This window comes from Ensifer sp. EB106-03-01-XG145, from assembly GCF_058792075.1.
On record NZ_JBYTEC010000029.1, the window covers coordinates 1 to 24,033 of the forward strand.

The 24,033-nt window shown below is 58.3% G+C and carries 27 protein-coding genes, 1 tRNA gene and 4 pseudogenes; 14 read left to right on the forward strand and 18 right to left on the reverse strand.

From position 1 onward, the window contains the following. Window positions 1-51: 51 nt before the first annotated feature. Window positions 52-294: pseudogene (locus tag AC3WWH_RS31385) on the forward strand (LysR substrate-binding domain-containing protein); the annotation flags it as partial. Window positions 295-414: 120 nt separating this feature from the next. Here AC3WWH_RS31385 and hmpA read toward each other — a convergent pair. Both hmpA and AC3WWH_RS31395 read right to left on the reverse strand, forming a co-directional pair. Continuing rightward, window positions 415-1,629: an NO-inducible flavohemoprotein gene (hmpA, locus tag AC3WWH_RS31390; protein WP_058325155.1), complete on the reverse strand. Its 1,215-nt coding sequence runs from the start codon at window positions 1,627-1,629 to the stop codon at window positions 415-417. 24 nt (window positions 1,630-1,653) lie between these two features. After that, on the reverse strand, window positions 1,654-2,250 hold the full coding sequence (locus AC3WWH_RS31395; RefSeq protein WP_162752536.1) for a TehB-like domain-containing protein: 597 nt from the start codon (window positions 2,248-2,250) through the stop codon (window positions 1,654-1,656). A 91-nt stretch (window positions 2,251-2,341) separates the two neighbouring features. Between AC3WWH_RS31395 and AC3WWH_RS31400 the strand changes: the two genes are divergently transcribed. Continuing rightward, window positions 2,342-2,791, forward strand: a complete 450-nt coding sequence (locus tag AC3WWH_RS31400; RefSeq protein ID WP_492377473.1) for an Rrf2 family transcriptional regulator — start codon at window positions 2,342-2,344, stop codon at window positions 2,789-2,791. A gap of 168 nt (window positions 2,792-2,959) precedes the next feature. On the opposite strand, the gene AC3WWH_RS31405 is transcribed toward AC3WWH_RS31400, so the two are convergent. The 4 genes from AC3WWH_RS31405 to AC3WWH_RS31420 all read right to left on the reverse strand — a co-directional run bounded on the left by AC3WWH_RS31405 (window position 2,960) and on the right by AC3WWH_RS31420 (window position 5,479). Further along, a complete protein-coding gene (locus tag AC3WWH_RS31405; protein ID WP_058325158.1) occupies window positions 2,960-3,589 on the reverse strand; it encodes a hypothetical protein in 630 nt (209 codons plus the stop codon). A gap of 32 nt (window positions 3,590-3,621) precedes the next feature. Then, window positions 3,622-4,182, reverse strand: a complete 561-nt coding sequence (locus tag AC3WWH_RS31410; protein ID WP_058325157.1) for a 2'-5' RNA ligase family protein — start codon at window positions 4,180-4,182, stop codon at window positions 3,622-3,624. A 198-nt stretch (window positions 4,183-4,380) separates the two neighbouring features. Beyond that, a complete protein-coding gene (locus AC3WWH_RS31415; RefSeq protein WP_058325153.1) occupies window positions 4,381-5,130 on the reverse strand; it encodes an exonuclease domain-containing protein in 750 nt (249 codons plus the stop codon). 274 nt (window positions 5,131-5,404) lie between these two features. Beyond that, a tRNA-Ile gene (locus AC3WWH_RS31420) sits at window positions 5,405-5,479 on the reverse strand. A gap of 230 nt (window positions 5,480-5,709) precedes the next feature. Between AC3WWH_RS31420 and AC3WWH_RS31425 the strand changes: the two genes are divergently transcribed. Beyond that, entirely contained in the window at window positions 5,710-6,015 is a 306-nt protein-coding gene (locus tag AC3WWH_RS31425; RefSeq protein WP_156433253.1) for a hypothetical protein, read from the forward strand. A gap of 189 nt (window positions 6,016-6,204) precedes the next feature. On the opposite strand, the pseudogene AC3WWH_RS31430 reads toward AC3WWH_RS31425, so the two are convergent. Beyond that, window positions 6,205-7,090 (reverse strand): annotated as a pseudogene (locus tag AC3WWH_RS31430) (magnesium and cobalt transport protein CorA); the annotation flags it as partial. 1 nt (window position 7,091) lies between these two features. On the opposite strand from AC3WWH_RS31430, the pseudogene AC3WWH_RS31435 reads away from it, so the two are divergent. After that, window positions 7,092-7,463, forward strand: a pseudogene (locus AC3WWH_RS31435) (DUF1194 domain-containing protein); the annotation flags it as partial. Between the two features lie 653 nt (window positions 7,464-8,116). Here the strand turns inward: AC3WWH_RS31435 and AC3WWH_RS31440 are convergent. Further along, window positions 8,117-8,431, reverse strand: coding sequence for a c-type cytochrome (locus AC3WWH_RS31440; RefSeq protein ID WP_058325150.1), 315 nt, complete (start codon window positions 8,429-8,431; stop codon window positions 8,117-8,119). Window positions 8,432-8,701: 270 nt separating this feature from the next. Between AC3WWH_RS31440 and AC3WWH_RS31445 the strand changes: the two genes are divergently transcribed. Beyond that, entirely contained in the window at window positions 8,702-10,024 is a 1,323-nt protein-coding gene (locus AC3WWH_RS31445; protein WP_058325149.1) for an NRAMP family divalent metal transporter, read from the forward strand. A gap of 45 nt (window positions 10,025-10,069) precedes the next feature. On the opposite strand, the gene AC3WWH_RS31450 is transcribed toward AC3WWH_RS31445, so the two are convergent. From AC3WWH_RS31450 to groES, 4 genes are all read right to left on the reverse strand, one after another. After that, the gene (locus AC3WWH_RS31450) at window positions 10,070-10,222 is read right to left on the reverse strand and encodes a cupredoxin domain-containing protein (protein WP_156433252.1); all 153 of its coding nucleotides are present in this window, start codon (window positions 10,220-10,222) and stop codon (window positions 10,070-10,072) included. A 475-nt stretch (window positions 10,223-10,697) separates the two neighbouring features. Next, window positions 10,698-11,000: a DUF982 domain-containing protein gene (locus AC3WWH_RS31455; protein ID WP_058325148.1), complete on the reverse strand. Its 303-nt coding sequence runs from the start codon at window positions 10,998-11,000 to the stop codon at window positions 10,698-10,700. Between the two features lie 132 nt (window positions 11,001-11,132). Beyond that, complete coding sequence (gene groL, locus AC3WWH_RS31460) at window positions 11,133-12,761, reverse strand: chaperonin GroEL (RefSeq protein WP_058325147.1); 1,629 nt, start codon at window positions 12,759-12,761, stop codon at window positions 11,133-11,135. A gap of 55 nt (window positions 12,762-12,816) precedes the next feature. Beyond that, window positions 12,817-13,131: a co-chaperone GroES gene (groES, locus tag AC3WWH_RS31465; protein WP_058325156.1), complete on the reverse strand. Its 315-nt coding sequence runs from the start codon at window positions 13,129-13,131 to the stop codon at window positions 12,817-12,819. Window positions 13,132-13,413: 282 nt separating this feature from the next. On the opposite strand from groES, the gene AC3WWH_RS31470 reads away from it, so the two are divergent. The 7 genes from AC3WWH_RS31470 (at window position 13,414) to hemH (ending at window position 18,232) form a co-directional block, all read left to right on the forward strand. Then, window positions 13,414-13,686: an usg protein gene (locus AC3WWH_RS31470; protein WP_058325145.1), complete on the forward strand. Its 273-nt coding sequence runs from the start codon at window positions 13,414-13,416 to the stop codon at window positions 13,684-13,686. A 150-nt stretch (window positions 13,687-13,836) separates the two neighbouring features. After that, window positions 13,837-14,313 carry an Hsp20 family protein gene (locus AC3WWH_RS31475; protein WP_058325144.1) on the forward strand — a complete coding sequence of 159 codons (477 nt, stop codon included), beginning with the start codon at window positions 13,837-13,839 and terminating at the stop codon, window positions 14,311-14,313. A 72-nt stretch (window positions 14,314-14,385) separates the two neighbouring features. Beyond that, window positions 14,386-14,748: a DUF982 domain-containing protein gene (locus tag AC3WWH_RS31480; protein WP_082641238.1), complete on the forward strand. Its 363-nt coding sequence runs from the start codon at window positions 14,386-14,388 to the stop codon at window positions 14,746-14,748. Then, window positions 14,741-15,043 (forward strand): DUF982 domain-containing protein, encoded by a 303-nt coding sequence (locus tag AC3WWH_RS31485; RefSeq protein WP_058325142.1) that lies wholly within the window; start codon window positions 14,741-14,743, stop codon window positions 15,041-15,043. Before AC3WWH_RS31480 ends, AC3WWH_RS31485 begins: the two co-directional genes overlap by 8 nt. Window positions 15,044-15,171: 128 nt before the next feature. Continuing rightward, a complete protein-coding gene (locus tag AC3WWH_RS31490) occupies window positions 15,172-15,831 on the forward strand; it encodes a YdeI/OmpD-associated family protein (protein WP_082641235.1) in 660 nt (219 codons plus the stop codon). A 226-nt stretch (window positions 15,832-16,057) separates the two neighbouring features. After that, window positions 16,058-17,053, forward strand: coding sequence for an NAD(P)-dependent oxidoreductase (locus AC3WWH_RS31495; protein ID WP_492377474.1), 996 nt, complete (start codon window positions 16,058-16,060; stop codon window positions 17,051-17,053). A 156-nt stretch (window positions 17,054-17,209) separates the two neighbouring features. Further along, window positions 17,210-18,232 carry a ferrochelatase gene (gene hemH / locus AC3WWH_RS31500; protein ID WP_492377475.1) on the forward strand — a complete coding sequence of 341 codons (1,023 nt, stop codon included), beginning with the start codon at window positions 17,210-17,212 and terminating at the stop codon, window positions 18,230-18,232. A 381-nt stretch (window positions 18,233-18,613) separates the two neighbouring features. On the opposite strand, the gene AC3WWH_RS31505 is transcribed toward hemH, so the two are convergent. Together AC3WWH_RS31505 and AC3WWH_RS31510 are read right to left on the reverse strand one after the other, a co-directional pair. Next, complete coding sequence (locus AC3WWH_RS31505; protein ID WP_162752589.1) at window positions 18,614-19,378, reverse strand: deoxyribodipyrimidine photo-lyase; 765 nt, start codon at window positions 19,376-19,378, stop codon at window positions 18,614-18,616. Beyond that, window positions 19,356-19,853 (reverse strand): TspO/MBR family protein, encoded by a 498-nt coding sequence (locus AC3WWH_RS31510; RefSeq protein WP_058324794.1) that lies wholly within the window; start codon window positions 19,851-19,853, stop codon window positions 19,356-19,358. Before AC3WWH_RS31510 ends, AC3WWH_RS31505 begins: the two co-directional genes overlap by 23 nt. A 407-nt stretch (window positions 19,854-20,260) precedes the next feature. Here AC3WWH_RS31510 and AC3WWH_RS31515 point away from each other — a divergent pair, with 407 nt between their 5' ends. After that, a complete protein-coding gene (locus AC3WWH_RS31515; protein WP_058324795.1) occupies window positions 20,261-20,818 on the forward strand; it encodes a fasciclin domain-containing protein in 558 nt (185 codons plus the stop codon). Window positions 20,819-20,985: 167 nt separating this feature from the next. On the opposite strand, the gene AC3WWH_RS31520 is transcribed toward AC3WWH_RS31515, so the two are convergent. Next, entirely contained in the window at window positions 20,986-21,681 is a 696-nt protein-coding gene (locus AC3WWH_RS31520) for an SDR family NAD(P)-dependent oxidoreductase (protein WP_058324796.1), read from the reverse strand. Window positions 21,682-21,994: 313 nt separating this feature from the next. On the opposite strand from AC3WWH_RS31520, the pseudogene AC3WWH_RS31525 reads away from it, so the two are divergent. Beyond that, window positions 21,995-22,165: pseudogene (locus AC3WWH_RS31525) on the forward strand (histidine/lysine/arginine/ornithine ABC transporter ATP-binding protein); the annotation flags it as partial. Window positions 22,166-22,212: 47 nt separating this feature from the next. On the opposite strand, the gene AC3WWH_RS31530 reads toward AC3WWH_RS31525, so the two are convergent. Genes AC3WWH_RS31530 through AC3WWH_RS31540 form a run of 3 tightly spaced genes read right to left on the reverse strand, consistent with a single transcriptional unit; the run spans window position 22,213 to window position 24,022 of the window. After that, on the reverse strand, window positions 22,213-22,617 hold the full coding sequence (locus AC3WWH_RS31530; protein ID WP_058324797.1) for a DUF2177 family protein: 405 nt from the start codon (window positions 22,615-22,617) through the stop codon (window positions 22,213-22,215). Window positions 22,618-22,640: 23 nt separating this feature from the next. Next, complete coding sequence (locus AC3WWH_RS31535) at window positions 22,641-23,312, reverse strand: ChrR family anti-sigma-E factor (RefSeq protein ID WP_058324798.1); 672 nt, start codon at window positions 23,310-23,312, stop codon at window positions 22,641-22,643. Beyond that, window positions 23,309-24,022 (reverse strand): sigma-70 family RNA polymerase sigma factor, encoded by a 714-nt coding sequence (locus AC3WWH_RS31540; protein ID WP_245299284.1) that lies wholly within the window; start codon window positions 24,020-24,022, stop codon window positions 23,309-23,311. Before AC3WWH_RS31540 ends, AC3WWH_RS31535 begins: the two co-directional genes overlap by 4 nt. Window positions 24,023-24,033: the final 11 nt, after the last annotated feature.

Below are 24,033 nucleotides of genomic sequence, written 5' to 3' on the forward strand. Positions count from 1 at the left end.
TTGCAAGAAATGGGAGAAAGAACGCTATGTATTGATGATCGATCTTGACGTCAAAATCCTCATGTGAGCTGCGACGATACCTTCTCGCTGGTGTCGCTGGTTTCGGCCGGCCTCGGCATCGGCTTTGCGCCGGAATGGACGAAGGATCTACCGAACCGCAACTTCGAGCTCAGGCCCGTGCGCGGCGTCGATCTCAAGATCGGGCTTGGCGTTGCCTGGAACAAGGAGGATCCAACGGCGTCGCGGGACAACATCATCGATATTGCCCGGTCGCTGGGCCGGCCGGGACGGTGAGGTGGCGCCTGATATTCGAGCGCTGGTCTGAAAAGCGTGCAGGCACCGTCCTGCGGCCGACACCGAAAGCGCCGGCCGCAGGATCGGAGTGACGATGCCACGTTTCGTTGTTCGCCGCCTTCAGGCGGCAATCAGTTCGTCGGACGGGCCAAAGAACTCGAAGTGAACCCGCTCTCTTGAAACGCCTTCTCTGGCCAGCGCCGGAACGAGGGCGCGAAGGAACGGCTTCGGTCCACAGAGATAGAATTCGGCATCTTGAATGGGTGTATTCTTGCGAAGCCACTCTGCGGTGATGAAGCCGTCGAAATCGTGAGACAGTCCGACCGCGTCCTCGGCTGTTGGCGCGCTGTAGAAGCTGCTGATCTTGATCTTGCCATGCGCGTCGGCGAGCTGGCGAACATGCCGGTCCATGGCATGCGTCCCGCTGTTCAGCGCGCCGTGGACGAAATGCGCTTCGAGGTTCGGATGCTCCTCGGCGATCGTCTCCAGGATGCTGACCATCGGCGTCAGGCCAACGCCGCCCGAAAGCAACACGACCGGTTTCTCCGGCGCTTCGGAAAGGAAGAAGTCGCCGGCCGGCGGGGTCGCACTCAACACCATGCCTACGCTCGCCTGATCGTGGAGGTATCGCGATCCACCCTGTCCCTGCTCTTCCCGCTTGACCGAGATGCGGTAGAAACTATCGCTGGGACCGCTGGAGATCGAGTAGTTGCGCTTGATCTCCTGGCCGTTCTCCAGTTGGAAGCGAAGCGTCAGATATTGGCCGGGCTTGTGGCGCGCAACGCGACCGCCATCCTTGGGCTTCAAGACAAACGAGGTAACGACATCGCTTTCGCGAACCTTCGCGTCGACGACGAAGTCTCTCCAGCCATCCCAGCCGCCCGATCGCTTCAGCAGTTCGCCGCGTATCTCGGCTTCGCGCTCCTTGAGAATATCGGCCAGGAACCAGTAAGCCTCGCCCCATGCATTCAAGAGTTCAGGTGTCGCTACACTTCCGAGCACATCCTCGATGGCGGCGAGAAGGGCCGTGGCCACAAAGGGATAGTGCTCGGGCAGAATATGATACCCGATGTGCTTGTGCGCGATCCGCTCGACCACGGGGCCGAGCACGCCAAGGTTATCGATGTTTTGCGCGTAGGCCACAATGGCGGCGGCAAGCGCGTTAACCTGTGAGCCGCCTTCGCCCTGATTGGCATGGTTGAACAGCTCGCGGATATGATCGTCACGGAAGAGGCGGGCATACATGCTCTTCGTGATGTCCGCTCCGTGTGCCGCGAGCGCCGGGATGCTTGCCTTTACGATCTGAACAGTCTCGGGTGAGAGTGGTTTCGGCATGATCTTTCCTTTCGATGCGGTGCATCAGTGGGGGGCAGGGGGGATGATGACCGGCGAGCGGGCGTCCGCTTCGATCGCCGGCTGAGAATGAAGGTGGTAGTGGAGGCTTCCCTCGAGGACGGTGAGCTTTGCCCAGGTCTGCGGTCGAAGTCGATAGGATTGCAGGTGCGGTTTGGGGACCGTGTCTTCGTCGAAAACCGGTGTGCTCCTATAGGGCCGTGAGGCAAGCTCAAGCGGTCTGGCCGGCGGGACTGCGTGGTCCGATCCAAACAGGGCGGACGACAAACGCGAAGCAATTCTGACGGCCCTTGACTGGATCTCGGCAGCAACCTCCGGCGACAGGGCATCTAAAGTGACCTTCCTCCAAAGCGTCAACCAGCGCTCGAACATGCCCGGGTGGATGCGTTCAAGGTGGATCAAGTGCATTGCCACCGGATTGCCCTTGTAACGGCCGGTCGACATCATCATCGACCCCCAGAATGCCGTCATGCGCTCGAGATGGTCGTCCCAATCCGTTACGGCCGCGAAGCCAGCGTTCAAGACCTGGTCTGCTCGCACCTCGGCGTAGAAACGTTCAACGATCGTTCGGATGTCTGTTTCGGTAATCGCTTGCGAGCTCATCGCAAATCCGCTCTTAAACATGTATCTCAGATGCATCTATTTATCCGAGAACAAAGATGCTAATCAAATGCATGTTTTTGGATTGGACTATTTGACGCAGACCCCGATGAGGCTCACCAAATACACCGACTACGCAATGCGATTGATGATCTATTTGGGATCACGGCCATCGGGGCTTAGCTCGATCCGGGAGATATCGGACACGTTCTCGGTCTCGCAAAACCATATGATGAAGGTTGTTCAGGACCTTGCGAACGCTGAGTTCCTGGAGTCCGTGCGCGGTCGCAATGGCGGCATACGCCTCGCGAGGCCGACGAACGAGATCAATCTCGGTGCCCTGCTTCGGCATACTGAAGGGCTGACGGATCTGATAGATTGCCACGGCTGTCGTATCGCGCCCGCCTGCGCCTTGCCGAGCGTGCTTTCGGAAGCCACAGCTGCCTTTGTGGCGGTTTTCGACAAATACACGCTCGCCGATCTCGTGGGCAAGCGTTCGGCGCTCGGCGAGCTTTTGGGCTTCGGGGGGCATTCATCGCGGTGAGGCTATGTCGTGGCCCTTCGAAGACGCGGCCATTCTCCTTGTCACCCTTTGCAGGTGATCGCGGGCGGGTCGCGATTGAAACTCCCGGATAGCGAGGGGAGAGCGCCAAACAGGCCAAGTTCATGTCTTGCGCGGAAGTTGCACCCCCCCACTTGCTATCTTGCGCGGCTAGCGCAGCAAACCGTCCTTGCCGAACTCTTGCCATCCGGCCAATCTGGACGAAGCGTCTTCGGGTTCAACTTTCGATTTCGACTTGCGTTTCGCGTCCTTCTTGAGCGAGCGCGTCAGCTTCGCCTTGTGAGCTGCTCGCCGCCTGTTCTCCAACTTGGAGGAGGCGTCTTCTTCGCGCCATTCGTCGACGGTGCCTCGGTCGAGCAACTCTTCCACGACCCGCGGATCGAAGACGTGAAATGTGATCTGTCTCGCGCGCCCCCGCAATTTCACTGTTCGCGTTCCGGCGCTCGGCAAGCGGCCATCTTCCAGCCAGCGGCGCCTCTCACTTGTCGAAATCGTCAGGATGTCCTCGATCTCGCGCGGAATGACCAGGAGGTTTTCGATGGTTTCAAGAGAGCGGGTGATGAGGGTTGCCGCTGACTTAAACTCGTTTTCAGACCCTTCCGGCATTGCGAGAACCAAGGTCTTACACTCGACATCGAGCGACTTGCGCGAAACCAGGGGCAAGCGAGCACGCAATTCCAGGAGGATACCTTTCGCTCGCACTGACGACCCGAGGGTGGCTGCAGATGGCAGTGTCCAGGTTTCAATCATTCTATAGTTTGCGTTCGATTTCTCAGACATCTGTCGAATAGATGGTTCGATATCGACGATCGTCAACGAGCGTTGCTGAACCGACATGATGGCCCTGCACGAAGAGTGGGCACCATCGCGAAACTGACCGTCCGTTCGAGCTGCCAAGGCCCGCCTAGATATCTCCAGAGGTCCAGGCCTTCCAGCATCACCGATCGCGGTTTGAAATCGTGTGTCAGTTGCTGGTGCAAGGTGTCTGCGGCTGACCTCGAAACTCTGTTTTGGACGGTGATATGCGGCTGCCACCTCTGCATGTCCTGGCCACCCAGCCATGGCATGAAAGCGGTTCTTAGCCCTGCATAAAGCTGCTCAAGCGCAAGACTTCTGATCGTGAACGCGACACCCGCGCCGAGATGGCAAACTCCGGCTACCTCCGCGCGGATCTGGCCACGCTTGGTGGCAGCGGCCTGCAATTCTCCGGCGATCCGCTCGAGGTGTTCACCCGGCAGCCGATGAAACATCGTCAGGTGAGCCCGAAGGAAGTTTCGTTCCGACGGAAAGTGCGCCTTTCGAAGGCGATCGAACGGTTCAAGGTCTGTCTCCGCGATCCGGGCGGTGAGGATAAGCGGTTTGCGGGTCTTCAAGCCAAAGTCCTGTCGATGCTGGGTGGGCAACGTGCTTTACGAGGGCAGATGTGCAAACCAGGCTACGGTCGGGGATGTTCTTCACGAGATGCCGGCTAAGATCCGGTTCCTCGTCGTCCCGCCAAATAGGGCCACGTTCACCAAGCGCCACCTTGGCATCGCCCATCCTCCGGCGCGTGTGCGACGCGTCGGTCGCTTTCATAGCAAGGTTCGCTGCACTGGCTCGATAACAGCGGGCGGCTCGAGTTCACCCCGCCTTGCCAACTCGGTCTGGGCGCTGAAACGGATATCGCTATCTCTATCGTGAAGAAATTCCGTGAGCGTCTCCTTACTAAGGCGATCCCAACTCTTTCCACGATCTGGCCCGGACGGCACGCGCGGCAGGAGCCCCGGCTCGACGCTCCACGCCAGCAGCTGATCGATCGATGTCGCGTTCAACAGGTCGCGCAGATGATGGGCCGTGACATAGGCATCCGGCATGCCTCGATGGGCCGGCAGTCCTATCTCGTGAACGAGACCTTCCGGCATGCGCTGGTAGCGGAGCATCTGATTGGAAAACCGCGGGAGCTCTGGCCAAACCCGTAGGGCGCACTTCCAGGTACAAATCCAGGGTGAGCCGCCGGTGAGGCGAGGGGTGCAGTACCGCTGCTCGAATGCCGCACGATGTGCAGCAAGAGCGTCGATCCTGCCGGGCGGACGCAACACTCCTGGCGCGACATCTTTCCAGCGGGGCGCACCGGCGACTTGTTCGTCGAGAATGTGATGGATGGCCATCGTGTCGGGCGAAATCGGCCGCCCCGGATTGACCATCAGTGCGCCACGCTCATCGTTGACGGCCCATCGTCCACTGTCTTCAAGGATCACATCCTGCCAGCCGATCTCGCAGACGTCATTCGGTCCGTTGCCGGCCGTTTCCAGATCGATGACGCGAACGCGGGATGTCGACACTGCTTGCTGTTCTCTCGTCCTAGTGCGGTCGCCATGCTTTTGGTGCGATCCGGCCGCTACGGGTTTCTCTCTGCCTGCTCGTCAAGGGCTTTGTTTCGACCCTTGAGGCCGATTCCGGTGATCGAGGCAGTAGGATCTAATTATCTAGTGCAGCAAGGTATCGCCCGCCACTTTGAATGACGAGCGTTGAGCAAAGTTGAATTGCCGTCCACCACGAGCCACAGCTCGTTGCCCAAGGACTGAACTGTCAGGGGTTTGCGTTTCTCGTGATGCATGGTGGGACCGGCAGGACTCGAACCTGCAACCAATCGGTTATGAGCCGAGGGCCTAACCATTGAGCTACAGGCCCATCAGAGGTTTTCAAGAGATAGCAAACCGATCGATCAAGCTCGGTCACGATGAATTGTTTCCTCTCAAGAGCGCCGACTTTGGGTTTATGCAGAGAAGATGTTCATTCGGACCCTCCGGTGCTGCCTTATGGAGCGGGCCGCCGAAAGGTGATCGAGCATCCTGTGTGCTTCCTGAGCGAGGCAAGTAGCGCTATCCTTAGGCTTTCGCTTCACTAGAGAGGAGTCGCCCATGAACCGCTGCCAGCCGAAAAAAGTTACCTATCGGGCTCGCTCGTATCTTCGTGCCAGCGGGATCCCTCGGTATCTCATGTCTGACGGTCGTTGGCCGTTGTGGCACTGGACCAAGGATGCTGAACGGCAAGAAGAGTTTCGAAATTACGGAGAGCTGATAGACGCCATCGTTAAAGCTGGCGGTCCAGACGAAAATAACCGCAGGGTTATCATCGAAACGGACACTCATGAGGAGAAAGAGTTTAGCGCCTCTGATCACGCTCGCTGGCAACGTGAGCGCGCCGGAACCGCACCATCCGAGTAAATGCCCAGTAGTTAGCTTTACCAGCGATGAAATGCCCCGTGGCAACAGCCTGCGACGTAAGTACCGCCACACGCCTGAACGGCACGGCCATCCGGGCCATTCGACACGGAATCGCACAGCGGCGTGCATGCAGGAGGGAATAGTGTTTCCGCAGCTCCCAAGAGAACAGCCGCAGAACCGTACCGGCAGTCAGATCCAGCCGGCTTTTTTGAATCGGTAGAAAAGGAAAGAGCAAAGCGCGGCGATCGCTGCAAGCACCACGAAATAGCGGTACCGCGTTTCCAATTCGGGCATGTGCTCAAAGTTCATCCCGTAGATCCCGGCAATTGCCGTCGGAACGGCGAGGATGGCAGCCCAGGCCGCCAATTGGCGAGTGATGGTGCCCTGCCGCTGCTACTCCAGCAGGTTGCTGGCCTCGAACGCGGAGGTGATGACCTCGCGCAGACCGCTGACCATGCTCTCGACGCGCCTCACGTGATCGAGGACGTCGCGGAAGTAAGGCTTGGCGTGGTCGTCGATGCAGGGCAAATCGAGGTTTGCGAGCTTACTCGCGACCTCGGACATCGGATGGAGAATGCGCTGGAACAGGATGACCTGCCGCCTCAGGCGAAAAATGCGTCGGATTTCCTCGCGCTCGAGAAACGCTACTAGCATGTGCTTTTCCATCGCCAGCACCTTGTCCTCGATCGCTTGCACGACCGGGAGATAGCCATCGACGATGAAATCGATGATCGCATGCAGCACGTAATCCGGCCCCTTCTGCAACAATAGGGGTGAGGCCTCCAATTGCGCACGCAGCTCGGTGTGTGCACGCGCCGAGCCCTGCCTGACCTAGATGATGTGATGCCGCCCGACAAACAGCGCCGTCTGGCCATAGACGATCCTGTCGCCTTCGAGATGTGCCGTCTTGGTGCTCACGAACAGTTGCTCGCCGTAGATATCCACCTTCGCCAACTGTTGCGAACTGAGCGCGTCTTCCGCGGCAAGCTGATGAAGCCCAAAGGCTTTCTGGAGGGTCGCCATCTCGTCGCCCGTCGGAGCGTGCAAGCCCGATCCATGCAAATTCATTGTCATTGATTCTCGACCTTTCCGGCGACGGGCACAACAACACCGGGCTGCCCGTCGCACCCGCCGGCTCTGATGCCCTGGAGCGCGGGATCGTTATCAACGGATTGGCGATCTTCATCCGGCCCTCCGGTTCGGTGGTTCCGCTCGACCAATATTATGCGGAATGCATCATCGGCGGCCCCGGCTCCTTCATGATTCCCGTGCACGAGGCGGAGGACTTTGCGACCGCCGTCCACCAGAAGCTGCTCCTCGAGGTGAGCGGCCGCGCGGCTGCCTGGGCTCCCCGGCCAGCCGCTGCGACGCCCCCGGTCGATTGCCTGATCGGCGAGAGGCTGAACCCGAGCTTTCTCGAACCGGTATCTCCGGAATTGTATCGTTAGTGAAGCGTCTCCGTTGGCAGGGATTTGGCCAGGCGAGCAAAGTGGCAGTGGAGCCATGGTGATTTGTGCCGCGGCCACCGCGACCCGTATCCGTCTGTGCGATGGCTGAGACGCGATTGCTCCCGACTCAATATCAGCTCGCAACCTCGTCACCCTCAGTGAGTCTATGGTCGTCCTTTTTCCAAGGACACCAGCCAGTCAGCGCACCGTTCCAACCGCTTCGCAACCCAGAAGAAATGCCCAGTCCCGTGTTCACCGATCAATCTCCGGCGGTAAAGCCACCGCATAAGGCGGATTGTGGCAGTGGCCGAGTGCCAAAGCGAACGGGCAGCGGCAGCGATTAGCAGGGCGCGGGCTAATCGCAGGCGACGGCCGGCTATGCGCAGTCGAACCAAACGCACACTCCTGACACTCGGGTCTCCTTCGCAAGAGGCTGACACTCTGGTCGTGCGACGCTGCGCCAGCAAGCGATTCCTGTTCGGCGAAAAGCTGCGGCCCGGATACCTTGGCAAGGTACATCCTGTACTCGATCGGCGGAGCCAACTGCTTGTTTACAATCAAAGGAAGCGAAAAGACATGTGGAGAGCGTTACTGTCGCCGACGGTGAGGCGTTTCTGCTTCGCAGTCATCGCTTCCGCCAAATGGGCAAGTCTCTATTCCCCCAGGCTCAGAATATAAGCCGATACATCCTGAACATCGGCCTGCGAGAGTACTATGTTCGGCATGGTCGGATGGTCCTGGGACGTGAGCCAAACGTTTAGCGCCGCTGCGGTCATTCCCGGTGTCGCAGCAACCGCCTCGAAACTCGGCGCTTCCGCCATGGGCGACTGAGCTTGACCGGCGAGGACGGCGTGACACGCAGCACAGACCTCAAGCGCGAGCTGGCCTCCCTGCTGGACGTCCTGTGCCTGTACCGTCGGAACCGGTGCAATGGTGCTGGCAATCACCAAGACGATCGTTACTCGCATTGCGATCTCCCCTCTAACTCATCGCATCGATTGACAGATCAATCGCTGTCGGTTCGCGTCAACGGCAGCGAGCGGTATACGTATGCCAATTTACACCGTTAAATGATTCAGGATCACCAAGGTTCCGGTCTCCCGACGAGGCGGTGGGCCTTTCTGTCTTACATCATCCATCGACTGCGCGCAGCGCGGACGGGTTGTTGAAACTGCACTGTACTTGCCGGTAGGACGGCCGAAAATCTGTCGAGTCGAATCGGCCTGGAGGCTCCCTCAATGCGCGGCAAGTCTTGGCATACCGACCATGGTGATCACGCCCAACCGGGAATCTTGCCGAAGCCGGTTGTTCACCGGATGCGCCGTGCTGCGCTGTTCGAGAGATCGGGGCCCGGACTGATAACCGGGGCGGCAGACGATGATCCGAGCGGCATCGCCACCTACTCGCAAGCGGGCGCGCAGTTCGGGGCCAACATGCTCTGGATAATGTTCTTCCTCTACCCGCTGATGTCCTCGATGCAGATGATCAGCGCCAGGATCGGACGCGTCACCGGGCATGGGCTTGCCGCTAACATGCGCCGGATCTTTCCCGACTGGGCCGTGACAGGCCTCGTGGCGCTGCTGTTCATCGCAAACACCATCAACATCGGCGCCGATCTCGCCGCCATGGGGGCTGCGGCGGAACTGGTGCTTGGACGGGGGCACCACCTCTTCACGCTGTTGTTCGCCGTTGTTTCCTTGACCCTGCAGGTGCTGGTACCCTATCACCGCTACGTCCGGTATCTGAAGTGGCTGACTTTGGTGCTCTTCGCCTATGTCGGCGTCGTCTTTACTGTAGAGATCGACTGGGGCGAGGTTGCCCTGCGGACGGTCACGCCGCAACTCGCCCTGACGGGAGAGACAGCGACCATGGTGGTGGCGGTCTTCGGCACCACCATCAGCCCCTATCTCCTCTTCTGGCAGGCGTCGGAGGAGGTGGAGGACGACGAGGCCGACCCAACGACCGATCCGCTCATCGACCATCCCGAACAAGCGCCCGTCCAGCTCAGTCGCATCCGCTGGGACACATATATCGGCATGGCCTTCGCCAACCTTGTCGCCTTCTTCATCATCTTGACGACCGCCGTCACCTTGCATGGCCTGACCGAGATTGAGACCTCCGCCGACGCCGCCGAGGCGCTCCGGCCGATTGCCGGCGATCTAGCGTTCGCGCTGTTCAGCCTGGGCATCATCGGCACGGGTCTGCTGGCTGTGCCAGTCCTGGCGGGCTCGGCGGCCTATGCCGTATGCGAGTCGCGCGGCTGGGCAATCGGGCTTGAGCACAAACCGAGGGAGGCGGTTGGATTCTATACTGTGATCGGCCTCGCCACCCTCATAGGCGTCGCGGTGGACTATTCGGACCTAGATCCCATACGGGCGCTGTTCTGGAGCGCTGTCCTCAATGGCGTGATCTCCGTGCCGCTGATGGCCGCAATGATGATAGTGGTTTCCCGCAAAGACGAGATGGGTCAGTTCGTGGCGTCGTTTCGACTGCGCTTGATGGGATGGTTCGCCACCACCTGCATGGCGGCTGCGGCCTTCACGATGTTCGTCCTCAGCTAGTTCTGCCTGCGGCGGGCGGGCTTCGGGTCATCGGGATCGCGCCGCTCAACTGCCCGGCAGCACGATCAACTCGCCCACCATCGACGGCTGGTGAGTCCCACACCGAAACTCAAACACACCCGCCTTATCAGCAGTGAAGGTTACGGTAGTGAGCTGGCCGCGCTTGACGGTGAAGCTAATATCGTAGCCGTCGATCACGCCCGGATGCTCCGCGAGCCGTTGACACCAAGGATCTCGAGCTTAACCGCATCGCCCTGGTTCACGACGATCTGATTGGGCTCCCAGCGGTAGGCCGATACCTCCAACCGACCCACGGCACTGGGAGCTTCGAGCTCGTAGCCCTTACCTTCCGGTAGGGCGGCGCTCGGGAACGGTTCCTTGTGTGAGGACTTGATACATGAGTATCGTCAGATCTGCCTAGAATTGCACGCGGAAGTGGTGACGATGCTCCCGCTGAGAAAGGGATAAGTCGTAACGCCGTCGGGGCGGGCACGCCGCCTTTATGTCACGGGGGACAAGGCGCCACGGGCGCATCCTGCGCTTGTTCCCTAAGCAGTGGAACTGCATGCGTTCTGCCGCCACTGCTTGCGCGTCCCGCTTACTGCGCCGATGCGGGCGCGTAGGGATCTGGGAGAGAGGCCGCGAGTGCAGCCTCTCACTGTTGACGGTTCGTTTACAGGGAGATTCGACCGCCGCCCGACTTCGCCTTGACCATCCACGGCGCAACCGCGGGAGCTTTCACAAGGATGCCCTTCTTGCGCGCAAAGGAGCGAAGCGCGTCTCGTGCCACCTGAACGGGCTTGTGGCCGTCATGGGCTAGGTAGCAGGTCTTCAGGGTTGCGTCGTGAATGATATCGCGATCTCCTTTGGACCACTCCTCGAGGAAATCGATCGCGTCGTCCAGGTTTGTGATTTCGAGGACCAGATCCTTCCTTTCACGCAGGTAAACTGGTCGATCAAACATCTTCGTGTGCATTTCTACCTCACTGAACTCGTTGGTTTTCAACAACGATGGCGCCGGGAGTGCGCCAGCCGAAGATTTGATTTCGCGGCCTCTTGAGTTCAAGGATCCAGCCCGCCCCTCAGAGGGGCGGACCAGACGGCCGTATTAAAAGTCCATTCCTGCGCCGGCCGGTAGTGCCGGAGCCGTGTCCTTCTTCGGCTTCTCGGCGATCATGGCTTCGGTCGTCACCAGGAGACCAGCGACGGAGGCCGCATCCTGGAGCGCTGTGCGCACTACCTTGGCCGGGTCGATCACGCCCTGGGCGTAAAGATCACCGTATTCTCCGGTCTGAGCGTTCCACCCGAAGGAGAAGTCCGTCTTCTCGCGCAGCTTGCCGACGATTATCGAGCCTTCTGCGCCAGCATTCTCAGCGATCTGCCGAACCGGTGCCTCGACCGCCCGCCGCACGATCTCGATCCCAACCTTTTGGTCTTGATTGGCCGTAGGGAGATCGTCAAGCACCTTGACCGCCCTTAGCAGCGCGACACCGCCACCCGGAAGAATGCCTTCTTCCACTGCCGCCCGGGTGGCATGCAGTGCATCGTCGACGCGGTCTTTCTTTTCCTTCACCTCAACTTCGGTTGAGCCGCCCACGCGAATGACGGCGACGCCGCCGGCGAGTTTGGCCAGGCGCTCCTGCAGCTTCTCGCGATCGTAGTCGGACGTGGTTTCTTCGATCTGGGCGCGGATCTGCGAGACACGGCCGTCAATATCAGCTTTGGCGCCAACGCCGTCGATGATCGTTGTGTTCTCCTTCTCGATCGTGACTTTCTTCGCCCGGCCGAGCATGTCGAGGGTGACATTCTCGAGCTTGATGCCGACGTCGTCGGAGACAACCGTGCCGCCGGTGAGAACGGCGATATCTTCAAGCATGGCCTTGCGCCGGTCGCCGAATCCAGGAGCTTTGACCGCTGCGATCTTCAGGCCGCCACGCAGCTTGTTGACGACGAGAGTCGCAAGTGCTTCGCCTTCGACATCTTCAGCGATGATCAGCAGTGGCTTGCTGGATTGCACCACCGCTTCAAGAACTGGCAGCATGGCTTGAAGGTTGGAAAGCTTCTTCTCGTGGATCAGGATATAGGGATCGTCGAATTCGGTCCGCATCTTGTCGGCATTCGTCACGAAATACGGGCTGAGATAGCCGCGGTCGAACTGCATGCCTTCGACGACTTCGAGTTCGGTCTCCGCCGTCTTGGCTTCCTCGACGGTGATGACACCTTCATTGCCGACCTTCTGCATCGCCTCCGCCAGGTAGCGCCCGATTTCCTCGTCGCCGTTGGCTGAGATGGTGCCTACTTGCGCGATCTCCGAGTTGTTGGAGATCTTGCGGGCGTTGGTCTTCAGCTCCTTCACGATCGCGTCAACCGCGAGATCGATGCCGCGCTTGAGATCCATGGGATTCATGCCGGAAGCAACCGCCTTAGCCCCTTCCTTGACGATCGCCTGCGCCAGCACGGTGGCCGTGGTCGTTCCGTCACCGGCGAGATCGTTGGTTCTGGAGGCGACTTCGCGCAGCATCTGCGCGCCCATATTCTCGAACTTGTCTTCCAGTTCGATTTCCTTGGCGACCGAGACGCCGTCCTTGGTGATGCGAGGGGCGCCAAAGGACTTGTCGATAACGACATTGCGCCCCTTTGGGCCGAGCGTCACCTTGACGGCATTGGCAAGGACATCGACCCCACGCAGCATGCGTTCACGGGCATCGGTGTGAAACTTGACTTCTTTCGCAGCCATTTCCTTAACTCCTCAATAGGCAGCTATTTGACTGGTGGATTTATCGTGTGATGGCTCAGGCTGCCTGCTGGCGCTCGACTTGGGCTTCGAGGACACCGAGGACGTCGCTCTCTTTCATGATCAGCAAATCTTCCCCGTCGATCTTGATCTCGGTCCCTGACCACTTGCCGAACAGGATGCGGTCGCCTGCCTTGACATCGAGCGCCTGGATCTGGCCCGCTTCGTTGCGTGCGCCAGGGCCGACGGCGACGACTTCACCCTCCTGAGGTTTCTCCTTTGCGGTATCGGGAATGATGATCCCGCCCCTGGTTTTCTCTTCCGATTCAACCCGGCGGACGAGAATACGATCATGCAGCGGTCGGAAAGACATGTTTTCCTCCATGGACAAACAGTAGTGACGTTGTTCCCCCATCACCGGACCGGATGACCAGTCCGGACGGGTACAAAACCTCATATGAGCGTCTTGCGCAAAATCATCTGGTTTCGCGATTTTTCGAATTCAAGGGGTGAAACCAAAAAAATCAGCACTCGCATCGCGCGGCTGCTAACATGCTGTAAACGAACAACAAAGGACTGCTTGACGTTTAGAATTCCGTTGATGACCGCGAACAATTGCGCCACCTTAGCGCTTGTTGAGAAACGGAGATGAAGCATGCGATATTCATCGGATTTCGAGCGTCAAATAAACGGCTACGGACTGACCACCGCGCATATCCTTTACCGCATTCCCGATTTCGAATCCGTTCTGCAGACCTATGTCTGGCAGGATTACGATCTTGCTCCCGACTTTCCTGAAATGCAGAAATTCCTCGATTTCTGGCAAGCCAATCTCGACGGTCCGCTGCATTCCGTTCGCTATACGCATCAGCGCCTGATCCGGCCGAACGAATGGCGCCGTATTGAAGGTGAGTTCAAGCTGCACTGAGATTTGCGAAAATTCTCCAAGGCAGCACTTGAAGCCGGATTTCTCAAATACCAGATCATAGTCCTCCAGCCGCTGACAACAGGGCTGGCAATGCTGGAAGCGCCGTCTTTCGGCGCTCCATACCCATGTTGCTTTTAGGAGGATATGGCTATGGCAACATCTTATGACTACACGCCTCTCTTTCGATCGAGCGTTGGCTTCGACCGGCTCTTCAACCTTCTGGAAAACGCCCAGCGCGACCGTCCGACCAGCGATTGGCCGCCCTATGACATTGTCAAGACGGGTGACGACAGTTACCGCATCTCGATTGCGGTTGCCGGCTTCGCCGAAGGCGACCTCGACTTAACGTTTCAGACCAATCTTCTCACCGTTATTGGCAAGAAGCAGGATTCTCCGTCCGAAGCCTATCTGCACCGAGGCATCGCCGGACGCCCGTTCGAACATCGTTTCGAGCTTGCCGACCATGTCAGGGTGAGTGGAGCGGGATTGAGCAATGGTCTGCTGACCATCGATCTCGTCCGGGAGATTCCGGAGGGATTGAAACCGCGCAAGGTCAGCATTCAAAGCGGTTCCGCTCTTGGACGGCCGGACGCCGCGCCGCGGATAGAAGCCCAGAGCGCCGCGTAAACGAAAACATCGGATATGGGCGCCGTTTCGATGGCGCCCATGGTATCACACCCGGTTGGAAAGGAGCGCGCGATGAAACCCGATCTGCTCCAGAAGCCTGTTTCCATTTTCGTCGGCCTTGGTTTCTCGGCCGAGATTCGTTCTGTAATGGATGCCTACCGCCACCTTATCGAATGGCCGCCGATATTGCGGGAGGCGGCGCATTCCATTGCTCCTAATGCTTGCCGCGCCGCATTGCGTGACGAAGTCGAGCCGGAGACCGTACGGGGCCTTTTCGTCGCCTTCGCCGAGAGGCATCATTTGCTCGCGCCAGGGACGGACGCTAGCCTAAGCTTACATTTCTCGCCGACGTCGGCTGAAGTCGGCATTGAGTGCAGCAACCTCAGCACGCCCTTTTCGTCTTGCTCGAACGCGAAAGGAGGACAACATGCTTAGCCCGGAACTGCTTTGGATGACGCCTGTCACCGTTCAGATGAAGGATGGGAGGCAACAAGTATTTTCTTCCGTCAACGATGTGCTTGACTTCCTTGAAGGCAATTGGACCGTTTATCGAGGAAGCAAGCACAATCGGGCGGTTCAAACTTGCCGTCGTGCTTTGAACCGAATGACGCCAGTCGCCATCGCCCGTGCGGCTTTCATTGATGCCTGCCAAGATGCGGGCATGTCGATCGCTTCAGATGGACCGCTCGGCAACAAACCTGGCGCCGGTGGTCAACATTCGCGTGCCTAGAATGGTTGGGTCGCGGCGCGTGAACTACCCCGACTATCGCTTGAGATGATACGGATTTGTGGTCGAGTTTCACTGCCAGATATTTGCAGCAATGCATAAAGCTGGGCGCTTGCCCGCTAGGACCAAAAATGGCTTCTAACGAACTCGATCGTGTTGAAGTGGCAAGCCGTGCAGAGCTTCGCGCGTGGCTGGAAACACATCACGCGCAAACCAGCAGCGTATGGCTTGTCACGTGGAAAAAGGCTGCCGGGACCAAGCATCTTTCATATGATGAGGTTGTGGACGAGGCGCTTTGTTTCGGCTGGGTTGACAGCACGCCACGTTCACTTGATGCAGAACGGTCGATGCGACTGCTGTCGCCCCGAAGGCCGAAAAGCGCCTGGTCTGCGGTCAACAAGCAGCGCATTGAGCGCCTAATTGCCTCTGGGCTTATGCAATCTTCGGGCATGGCCAAGATAGAGGCGGCGCGCAAAGATGGTTCCTGGTCTTGCCTTGACGCCGTCGAAGCGCTTCAAGTTCCAACTGATCTGACCATCGCATTGGCAGGCGTATTGGACGCAGCGCGAAACTTTGAGGGATGCCCGCGGTCGACCAAGCGTGCGATCTTGGAATGGATACTGCATGCGAAAACGCCCGAAACTCGCGCCAAGCGGATTGATGAAACGGCAGTCCTTGCAGGCAGGAACATCCGAGCCAACCAGGCCAGACAACCGAAAACTCGAACCATCGTGCACCAAGACACGTTGTTGAACCTCCGTCGCGGACGATCCGAAAGGAAACCAAGTTGACGCATCGACCGACCGCGTGTGTCTATGTACCGAGCCATTCAGACCGGACACAAGCGTCGTGCACCCGCACGCCGGGATCCTAATCTCATGTTTACGGGAGGCACGGGTTGAATGCCTACGCAATCGACGAGTTGAACACCATTCTTTGCCCGAGACCGATCCGCTCTTGAAGGTCGGCGGAAGATACGGGGGGCGCCATCAAGAGTGTGGTCAGGAAGGGAAGGCGATGGCACTCTCTGCGTCGGTAGGCTGCCGACGCTCGCCGGTGCTAAGCCCCTTCGTTCATCTAAAGCAAACTCATTTAAATCGGAAAGGGCAGGCAATGCGTTGTGGTTTCATAGGACTTGGGAACCTCGGCGCGCATCTGGCAGCAAGCCTTTTGCGCGCCGGTCTCATGGTGACGGTTCACGACAAAGAACGCCGCACAGCCGATCAGTTGGTCGAAGCCGGTGCCTTGTGGGCAGATTCACTCATCGCGCTTGCCGAGCAATCAAATGTTATCTTCACGTGCCTTCCGTCTCCGCAGGTTTCAGAGACGGTTCTTGACGGCTTTCTCAAATTCTGTGGACCGGACATGACCTGGATCGAGATGTCCACAATCGGTCGCAGTGAAATCCTTCGGCTGGCAGGCAAGGCCTCGGAAAGAGGTGTCACGACTCTGGAAGTTCCTGTCACAGGGGGTGTCCATCTTGCCGCAAAAGGAAAGCTTACCCTGTTGGCTGCCGGCGATGCGGAGGTGTTCGATCGATTTCTTCCAGTGCTGCAGACCATGGGGGACCAGATTTTCTACATGGGTCCTTTAGGTAACGCAGCGGTCATCAAGGTAATCACCAACATGCTGGCATTCATCCACCTCATAGCAGATGGTGAAGCCCTGATGCTCGCGAAGTGCGGTGGCCTAGACCTTGCTCAAGCATGGCGAGCCATAAAGGCGAGTTCCGGAAACAGTTTCGTCCATGAAACGGAGGGCCAACTCATCCTGAACGGCAGCTACGACGTGGGCTTCACCATGGATCTTGCTGTGAAGGATCTAGGGTTTGCGATCGACTTTGGCAGAATTCTTGGAGTGCCGCTAAATCTGGCTGCCTTGACCAATGAGATCTTCGTCAAAGGCAAGGAAATATACGGCGGCACCGCGCAGTCGACGCAGATCGTCAAGCTGTTGGAGGATACTCTTGGAGAGAACCTTCGCGCCGACGGATTCCCGGCTCGATTGGAGTGACGACCAACGGACTGACCGCCTGCTGCATAGTCCGCTTGGTGGTTTCAGGTTTGATTGAGGACGACTTCTGCCTGTTTCGAGCAGGATTTTCAGCCCACACTGATCCGTTCCACGTTCCATCCGTAATTGGCTTGGAGACAAAAAGGAACGGTATTGATGCTAACCACGCTTGCTAGTCACCCGATCATCAAACACGGCCGCATCGGCATTCTGCTGGTCAATCTCGGCACGCCCGACGGCACCGACTATACCTCGATGCGCCGCTACCTGAAGGAGTTCCTGACGGACCGCCGGGTGATCGAATGGTCGCGACTGTTCTGGTACCCGATCCTGTTCGGCATCGTGCTCAACACCCGTCCCGGCAAGGTGGGCAAGGCCTATGAGACGATCTGGAACAAGGAGCTGAACGAAAGCTACCTCAGGACCTACACCCGCAACCAGGCACAACTGATGGCCAAAACGTTCGCCGATCGCCCTGATGTGATCGTCGACTGGGGCATGCGCTACGGCCAGCCCTCGATCGCCTCGCGCATGGAAGCGCTGCAGAAGGCCGGTTGCGAACGCATCCTCGTCTTCCCGCTCTATCCGCAATATGCGGCCGCCACCACCGCCACCGTCAACGACAAGGCCTTCGAGGCGCTCTTGAAGATGCGCTGGCAGCCGGCGCTGCGCACGGTTCCGCCCTACCACGACGATCCGGTCTATATCGACGCGCTCGCGACCTCGATCGAGCGCCATCTGGCGACGCTCGACTGGGAACCGGAAGTGGTTCTGACTTCCTTCCACGGGATCCCGAAGAGCTATTTCGACAAGGGCGACCCCTATTATTGCCAATGCCAGAAGACCGCGCGGCTGCTGCGCGAAAAGCTCGGCTGGTCCAAGGAGAAGCTGCAGGTCACCTTCCAGTCGCGCTTCGGGCCCGAGGAATGGCTGCAGCCCTACACTGACAAGACGGTCGAGAAACTCGCACAGGAAGGCGTCAAGCGTATTGCCGTCATCAATCCCGGTTTCGTGTCCGACTGTCTGGAAACGCTGGAGGAGATCGCCGAGCAGGCGGCCGAGAGCTTCCACCATAATGGCGGCGACAAGTTCACCCACATTCCCTGTCTCAACGACAGCGCCGAAGGCATGGCGGTCCTCGAACACGTCGTGCGCCGCGAACTCGCCGGCTGGCTCTAGTGAGCCTATAAAATGACAGTGTGTGCCGCATTAAGGCCGAGCTTCGTCTGTGGACGAAGCGACCCCGGCAAGGGCTACCTGGCGTCTCGCCCTAGGTCTTAAGTCAGCTCGCATGGATCTCGGAGCGCTCCGGCTCCGAAAAAGGAGAGGAGGAGAAGAAGACCATTCGCCCCAGCTTCCCGGAATTCCGGCGATTTCAATCAGGATGGGCATGCACTGTGAACGCGAGCGATCGCCGCACAGGTAATGTCCGCCCCTTCCAACGCGGACAATGAAGTGTGGTGAGAGACTGGTTGAAACATTCCCTTGCTCCGCGTGGTTAGAAACCCGCGATGAGATCGCGAGCGGATTTTCTTCTCACAAATCAGTGGGATTGCCCGTTCAACCGTTCAAGTAGCAACGCGACGTCTTCCTGGATGTCGAGGCCGAACGATCGGGCCTATCGCGGGCGGTGGCATACGTGTTGAAGCTGCTCTCAAGGAATCGTCCCAGCGTCCCTTGCGCGCCGGTCTCACCTCGGGTCCAACTTTGTCTCAGGCCGGAAGCCCAATCCGGTTGGGAAACCTCCAGTCCGAGTTCGTCAAGCTCAACACGCGCGACCGCTGATCCTTTGGCCCCACGATGCGGCTCGAGACGGCGCGGCGGCGGTAGCGGATAAGGCGGAGTGCCTATAGTCCGGGCGGCGCGCCAATAGGCGGAGAAGACGCGAAACGGGCCGCCTTCGGTCGTTTGTAGGGTCCAGGGCTCGTTTATCAGATTTCCTCTGAAGCTCTTCGCGGTTTTCCCTTGGCCACGCAAAGTGGCCTTGATTTCCGCGTCAATCCGGCGCTGCGCAGCTCCATATCGACGATTCCAGAATACGGCGGATGCCCCGCATTCTTGGGCGATGCGCGGGATAAGATCGATTGCCTTACCGCAAAAGATCGTCAAGCCATTGCCAAGGCCGGCAAGTGTCGCATTTAGATCCTTCAACGCGCCATGCAGCCACCAAAGTGTGGCTCCTCCAAGCGGGCGGATACCAGTGCTTTCCTGTTCATGCACATAAACGCATAGCACCGGTCTTTCAGTGCTGGCCGCTTCCCAAAGCGCCTCGTTATCGCAGTCTTCGCCTCCTCGAAGGCGGTCAATTGAGGTACCAGACTGCAAAATTCAGAACGGCAGCAAACGAAACCCAGACCGCCAGCGGCACGAGGCAAAGCGCCGCTGTCTTTTCCACGCGCCAAGTCTGCGCGATCGTTGCGAGAATGAACCCGATTTGCACGATGATGTTCACCAAGCCGGCGACCGGACTTTGCATGGCGAAAAACATCCAGGACCACAATGCATTGAGAGCGAGTTGAATAAAAAAGAGGATCAAGGCCGTCGACCTGCCCGGCGTGCTCGCAGGCATGCTCAGGAGCCGCCAGGCAGCATAAGCCATGAGAACGTAAAGCGTTGTCCAAACCGGGGCAAACACCCAGTTCGGAGGATTGAAGATCGGCTTCGCTAGCGTTGCATACCAACTTTCGATGTTCGGATAGGTCGCCAGCTGGCCCAGTATGGATGTCGCGACGACCGGTAGAATTGCGAGCAGCAGCGCGCGGATCCACCTCCTGTTGTCATTCGAAGTTCGTTGTAGCATTCCTCTATCCCTCATTTCCGTCCTCAACGCCGACCACACCTTGTCGCATTCGGTTCGCGCACCCGGACCCGCGGACGTTTTACCGTGCGCGGGTGATCGATTTGCCGTCGCAGTGGCAGCTGATGCGTTCATTGTTCCCTATACGCACGAGCCTGCTCATTGGATTAGCGAAGTAAAGTTGGGAACCTTACGAGGCTTCCGGCGGCAAGCATCAAGGCCGTTCGCGCTCGTTCACTGAAGCCGTCCTGTTTTCCAAGTCGGCTTGCCGCAACGTCGGTCAAAGTCACATCAACCGCAAGGGTGATCCAGGTTCGACGAGACGACGTATCGAGACTGCTGGACAAGGTCTGGCGAACATCGGTTGGAACGCCTGCATGGTGCGGGCCTGCAAGGAGGAATGAACGCAAATGAAACGGTCCCTTAGATCTACCGCCGCGATCGCGTCGATTTTCGCTCTCGTAGCCTTCACCGCGAATGCCGACAATCCTATGGTCGGCGGAGCTGCCATGTCCGAAAGCAAGAACATCGTGGAAAACGCTGCAAATTCCAAAGACCACACGACACTCGTTGCAGCAGTGAAGGCCGCAGGTCTCGTGGAAACGCTTTCAGGTGATGGGCCGTTCACCGTGTTCGCGCCGACGAACGCAGCTTTCGAAGCCTTGCCGGCTGGCACAGTCGAAACACTGCTGAAGCCGGAGAACAAAGAAAAATTGGCCAAAGTGCTGACTTGCCATGTGGTGGCTGCCAATGCGCTTTCCGATGCGGTCGGCAAGATGATTGCCGATGACGGAGGGAACCATCCGGTCAAGACCGTTGGTGGTTGCACGCTTTCGGCAAAGATGGATGGCGACAAGATCACACTGACCGACGAAACGGGTGGAACTGCCACTGTGACGATCGCCGACGTCAAGCAGTCGAACGGTGTCATTCATGTGATCGATAAAGTGCTGCTTCCGAAAGCGTAACAAAAGCAGGTCGCGTTGACGGCTCTGCCGCCGATTTTGTCGGCGGCAGCTCCATAGAAGCTCGTGCGCGTCCCCGGAAATTGTAACCCCCCTTTCAAAGGCTCGAACACTCCGATGGGGTATGGCCTGAGCGTCGCGCTAAATCGCTTAATCGTGCCTGTTCAGGATCACCACGCGATCGGCAAGCCGTCGTAGGCGAAGAACCCTCCGGTGTCAGCCGGCGTTAACCGATCGATTACATCGAGCATTGCGCACGCGCTCTCACTTGGATCCAAGCGGCGGTGACGCGTGGAATAATCGGCCGTCATTTTCGTCGCGACGGTTCCAGGGTGAAGTGCGACGATCACCGCGCGCGGATGGGTGCGGTTCACTTCGAATGAGGCCGTGCGAACGATTTGATTGAGCGCGGCCTTGGACGCGCGATACGATATCCAGCCGCCAAGGCGATTGTCCCCAATCGACCCGACCCGGGCAGAAAGAAACGCCACGATGCTTCGGTCGCTGCGGGCAAGTTTCGGTGCAAAGTGTTTGAGAACGAGTGCCGGCCCGATCGCGTTCAGCGCAAATTGTTTCATCATTACATCCGGCGCGATTTGCTTGAGCGACTTTTCGGGGCCGAAGCCATCTATAACAAGTCCGCCGGTTGCACAAAAAACGAGATGAAGCTCGTCAGCCGTATCCGCCGCTGCGGCAGCGACACACTCTTCGTTCGTGATGTCCAGCGCGTCGTCTCTTCGTGATAGCGTCGCAAGCTCCAGGCAACGTGAGTCGGAACTCAGCTCATCGGCGACTGCGGCGCCGATGCCGCCGCTAGCCCCTACTACGACGGCGCGGTAACCTCTGGGGAGTGACGTAAGCGGCATTGTAACGGTCTCCTCTAAATGCCCAGACCTTCGTCCAGCCTCTTCAGGAATGCAGCAGCGCTTTGCCGATGCTCATTTCTCCGATCCTCGTTCATGCGCCTCCATGTAGCGTAAGACTGATGCAGACGTCGGTTGGAGGAAAGCTGTTCCCCGTGGCGATCCAAAAAATCCCAATAGAGGAAATTGAACGGGCAGGCGGATTGTCCGGTCTTCCTTCGCACATCGTATTTGCAGCCCTTGCAATAATCGGACATGCGAGAAATGTAAAAGCCGTCATGCGGGGATTGGCCGAGGAGGGACGAACGATGATTGACGAACGATGATTATTGTCACCCATGAAATGGCGTTTGCCCGCGACGTTGGCAATCAGGTGATTTTTCTCAGCCAAGGCGTCATCGAGGAGCAAGGCGATCCACGCGATGTTCTGAGCAACCCGAGTTCCGAACGTCTTCGAACCTTTCTTTCTTCGCGGGATATGGGTTGAGCGCCCCCGGGCGCTTCAATCGACGAGTCCGGGTAATCGGAACTCGGTCAAATCAACTTCTGTACCGCCAAACCGGAAAAATAGCCGGCGAGAGCGGACGTCGCGGTGATGAAGACACCCCACACCATGTCCACCATGCTTACTTCCAACGACCATCCCTTAATTGTTGCCAGATTTGTCATGTCGTAGGTGCCAAAACCGACGAAGCCGAGCAGAGCGCCCGACAGCAGCGCTGTCGACCAAGTTCCAGAATTAACTGCAGGCATCACGGCAAAAAACGAGACGCCTGTCAGGTAGATAATGTAGAAGGCGCCTGCAGCAACAAAATTCGGTTGGTCTAGCAGAAGCTCACCAATACGGCTGCGATAGAACTTCGACGAGCCCGTCAGCCATAAAAAGTCCAAACCGAGAAAAACGACGGCTGTCACCAGATACGAAATTACGTAAGTCATATCGGTTACGCCCCGCTTTACGATCAGATCCCAAGAACAGGTTGAAGCAACCGCATAATCCAACTCCGAAACCTGAGCGGCGCATCGGTCACGGCCAGACAGATGCAATCCTGACCCGGTGTCGCCAGGGGCTGGTGTTGAACGCTCGCGTCCGCCTCCTCAAGATCTCCGCGGGCGAACACTAACTCACCATCGTTGAAGCTGCCGCTGAGCACGAGCGTCAACTCGCGCCCTCCATGGCTGTGTTCAGGCACCGGTTTTCCAGCAGGTATGCGAAGCAGACGCGCCGTCGTTGACCGGTCCGCGAGCTTGATCGGAATATGATACGCGCCTCGTCCAAGAGACTTCCATTTCAGCTCCGTCAGATCTCCTCCAAGATACGAACGCAGGGGTTCCGGGATTATCGGCGGCGAATCAACTTTGGCGAAACTCGTGGGCTGCCTGGGCGAGACGCTGGCGGCTATGACCTCGGTTCGGATGCGTTCTTTCAATCGATCAAATGACGAGGTTTCAACTGGCAGCGGCGATATATTCTCGAGCAACTCTCCGGCCGTGTTTTCCATTAGATTCAGTCGTGCGCGGCAGTTCGGGCACAGAGCAAGGTGGGTTGCAACAGCGAGCCGCCATCCTTCTTCGAGCGTGCCGGATGCATATCCCATTAGCAATTCGTCGCTAACGTGGTGACGGATGTTCATTTTCCGTCCTCCAGCGCAGCCCGAAGCCTCGCAAAGGCAAGCCGAATTCGCGACTTAACCGTTCCGAGCGGCAGGTTCAGCTTGTTGGCAATCGTACTGTGGGAACAATCGTCGAAGAACGATAGCGTCAGCAGTTGGATCTGTTCCTGAGGCAAGTTCTTCATCGCTTTCTTCAATCGGGCCGCATCCTGCCGTTCCGCCAGCGCGTTTTCTGCGCTTTTGGCATCCTCCGTGACAAAAGCGGGGTCATTGACGTCAAAATCAGGCCTCCGGTTCTTGCGGTATACGTCAATGCGAAGGTTGCGGGCGATCGTGAAGATCCACGTGCCTGCGTTGCCGCGTGTCGCCTCGAACTGGCCTGCCTTGTTCCAGACTGTGATCATCACTTCCTGCATCAATTCCTCGGCAACGTTCGGATCACGCGTAAGGCGGGCCATATAGGCCTTAACGCGCGGACCATAGTATCGGAACAGCGTCTCAAAGGATTCGATGTCCCCGTCGCGGCCAACCGCCTCCAGCAGCGAGCAGGCTTCATCTTTCGTCAGTTCCCCGGCCGGCTCTATCATGCGTCCACGCTTCTTCTGTCTCCCGCGTTGAACCGGCGCCACGGGCCTGGTTCGAGCAAACGGAATGTCGGGAATAGCGGTAGCCGAAATCGCACGAATTGTCTCCATGGCTCCAGTTACGGTGCCTCCTGCTTCTTGGATCATAGTCGTTCAAA

Coding starts and splice junctions, on each gene's coding strand:
- hmpA (WP_058325155.1), bottom strand. CDS start 1,629: ATGCCGAAACCACTCTCACCCGAGACTGTTCAGATCGTAAAGGCAAGC.
- AC3WWH_RS31395 (WP_162752536.1), bottom strand. CDS start 2,250: ATGAGCTCGCAAGCGATTACCGAAACAGACATCCGAACGATCGTTGAA.
- AC3WWH_RS31405 (WP_058325158.1), bottom strand. CDS start 3,589: ATGTCTGAGAAATCGAACGCAAACTATAGAATGATTGAAACCTGGACA.
- AC3WWH_RS31425 (WP_156433253.1), top strand. CDS start 5,710: ATGAACCGCTGCCAGCCGAAAAAAGTTACCTATCGGGCTCGCTCGTAT.
- AC3WWH_RS31440 (WP_058325150.1), bottom strand. CDS start 8,431: ATGCGAGTAACGATCGTCTTGGTGATTGCCAGCACCATTGCACCGGTT.
- AC3WWH_RS31445 (WP_058325149.1), top strand. CDS start 8,702: ATGCGCGGCAAGTCTTGGCATACCGACCATGGTGATCACGCCCAACCG.
- AC3WWH_RS31455 (WP_058325148.1), bottom strand. CDS start 11,000: ATGCACACGAAGATGTTTGATCGACCAGTTTACCTGCGTGAAAGGAAG.
- groL (WP_058325147.1), bottom strand. CDS start 12,761: ATGGCTGCGAAAGAAGTCAAGTTTCACACCGATGCCCGTGAACGCATG.
- groES (WP_058325156.1), bottom strand. CDS start 13,131: ATGTCTTTCCGACCGCTGCATGATCGTATTCTCGTCCGCCGGGTTGAA.
- AC3WWH_RS31470 (WP_058325145.1), top strand. CDS start 13,414: ATGCGATATTCATCGGATTTCGAGCGTCAAATAAACGGCTACGGACTG.
- AC3WWH_RS31475 (WP_058325144.1), top strand. CDS start 13,837: ATGGCAACATCTTATGACTACACGCCTCTCTTTCGATCGAGCGTTGGC.
- AC3WWH_RS31480 (WP_082641238.1), top strand. CDS start 14,386: ATGAAACCCGATCTGCTCCAGAAGCCTGTTTCCATTTTCGTCGGCCTT.
- AC3WWH_RS31485 (WP_058325142.1), top strand. CDS start 14,741: ATGCTTAGCCCGGAACTGCTTTGGATGACGCCTGTCACCGTTCAGATG.
- AC3WWH_RS31490 (WP_082641235.1), top strand. CDS start 15,172: ATGGCTTCTAACGAACTCGATCGTGTTGAAGTGGCAAGCCGTGCAGAG.
- AC3WWH_RS31495 (WP_492377474.1), top strand. CDS start 16,058: ATGGCACTCTCTGCGTCGGTAGGCTGCCGACGCTCGCCGGTGCTAAGC.
- hemH (WP_492377475.1), top strand. CDS start 17,210: ATGCTAACCACGCTTGCTAGTCACCCGATCATCAAACACGGCCGCATC.
- AC3WWH_RS31510 (WP_058324794.1), bottom strand. CDS start 19,853: ATGCTACAACGAACTTCGAATGACAACAGGAGGTGGATCCGCGCGCTG.
- AC3WWH_RS31515 (WP_058324795.1), top strand. CDS start 20,261: ATGAAACGGTCCCTTAGATCTACCGCCGCGATCGCGTCGATTTTCGCT.
- AC3WWH_RS31520 (WP_058324796.1), bottom strand. CDS start 21,681: ATGCCGCTTACGTCACTCCCCAGAGGTTACCGCGCCGTCGTAGTAGGG.
- AC3WWH_RS31530 (WP_058324797.1), bottom strand. CDS start 22,617: ATGACTTACGTAATTTCGTATCTGGTGACAGCCGTCGTTTTTCTCGGT.
- AC3WWH_RS31535 (WP_058324798.1), bottom strand. CDS start 23,312: ATGAACATCCGTCACCACGTTAGCGACGAATTGCTAATGGGATATGCA.
- AC3WWH_RS31540 (WP_245299284.1), bottom strand. CDS start 24,022: ATGATCCAAGAAGCAGGAGGCACCGTAACTGGAGCCATGGAGACAATT.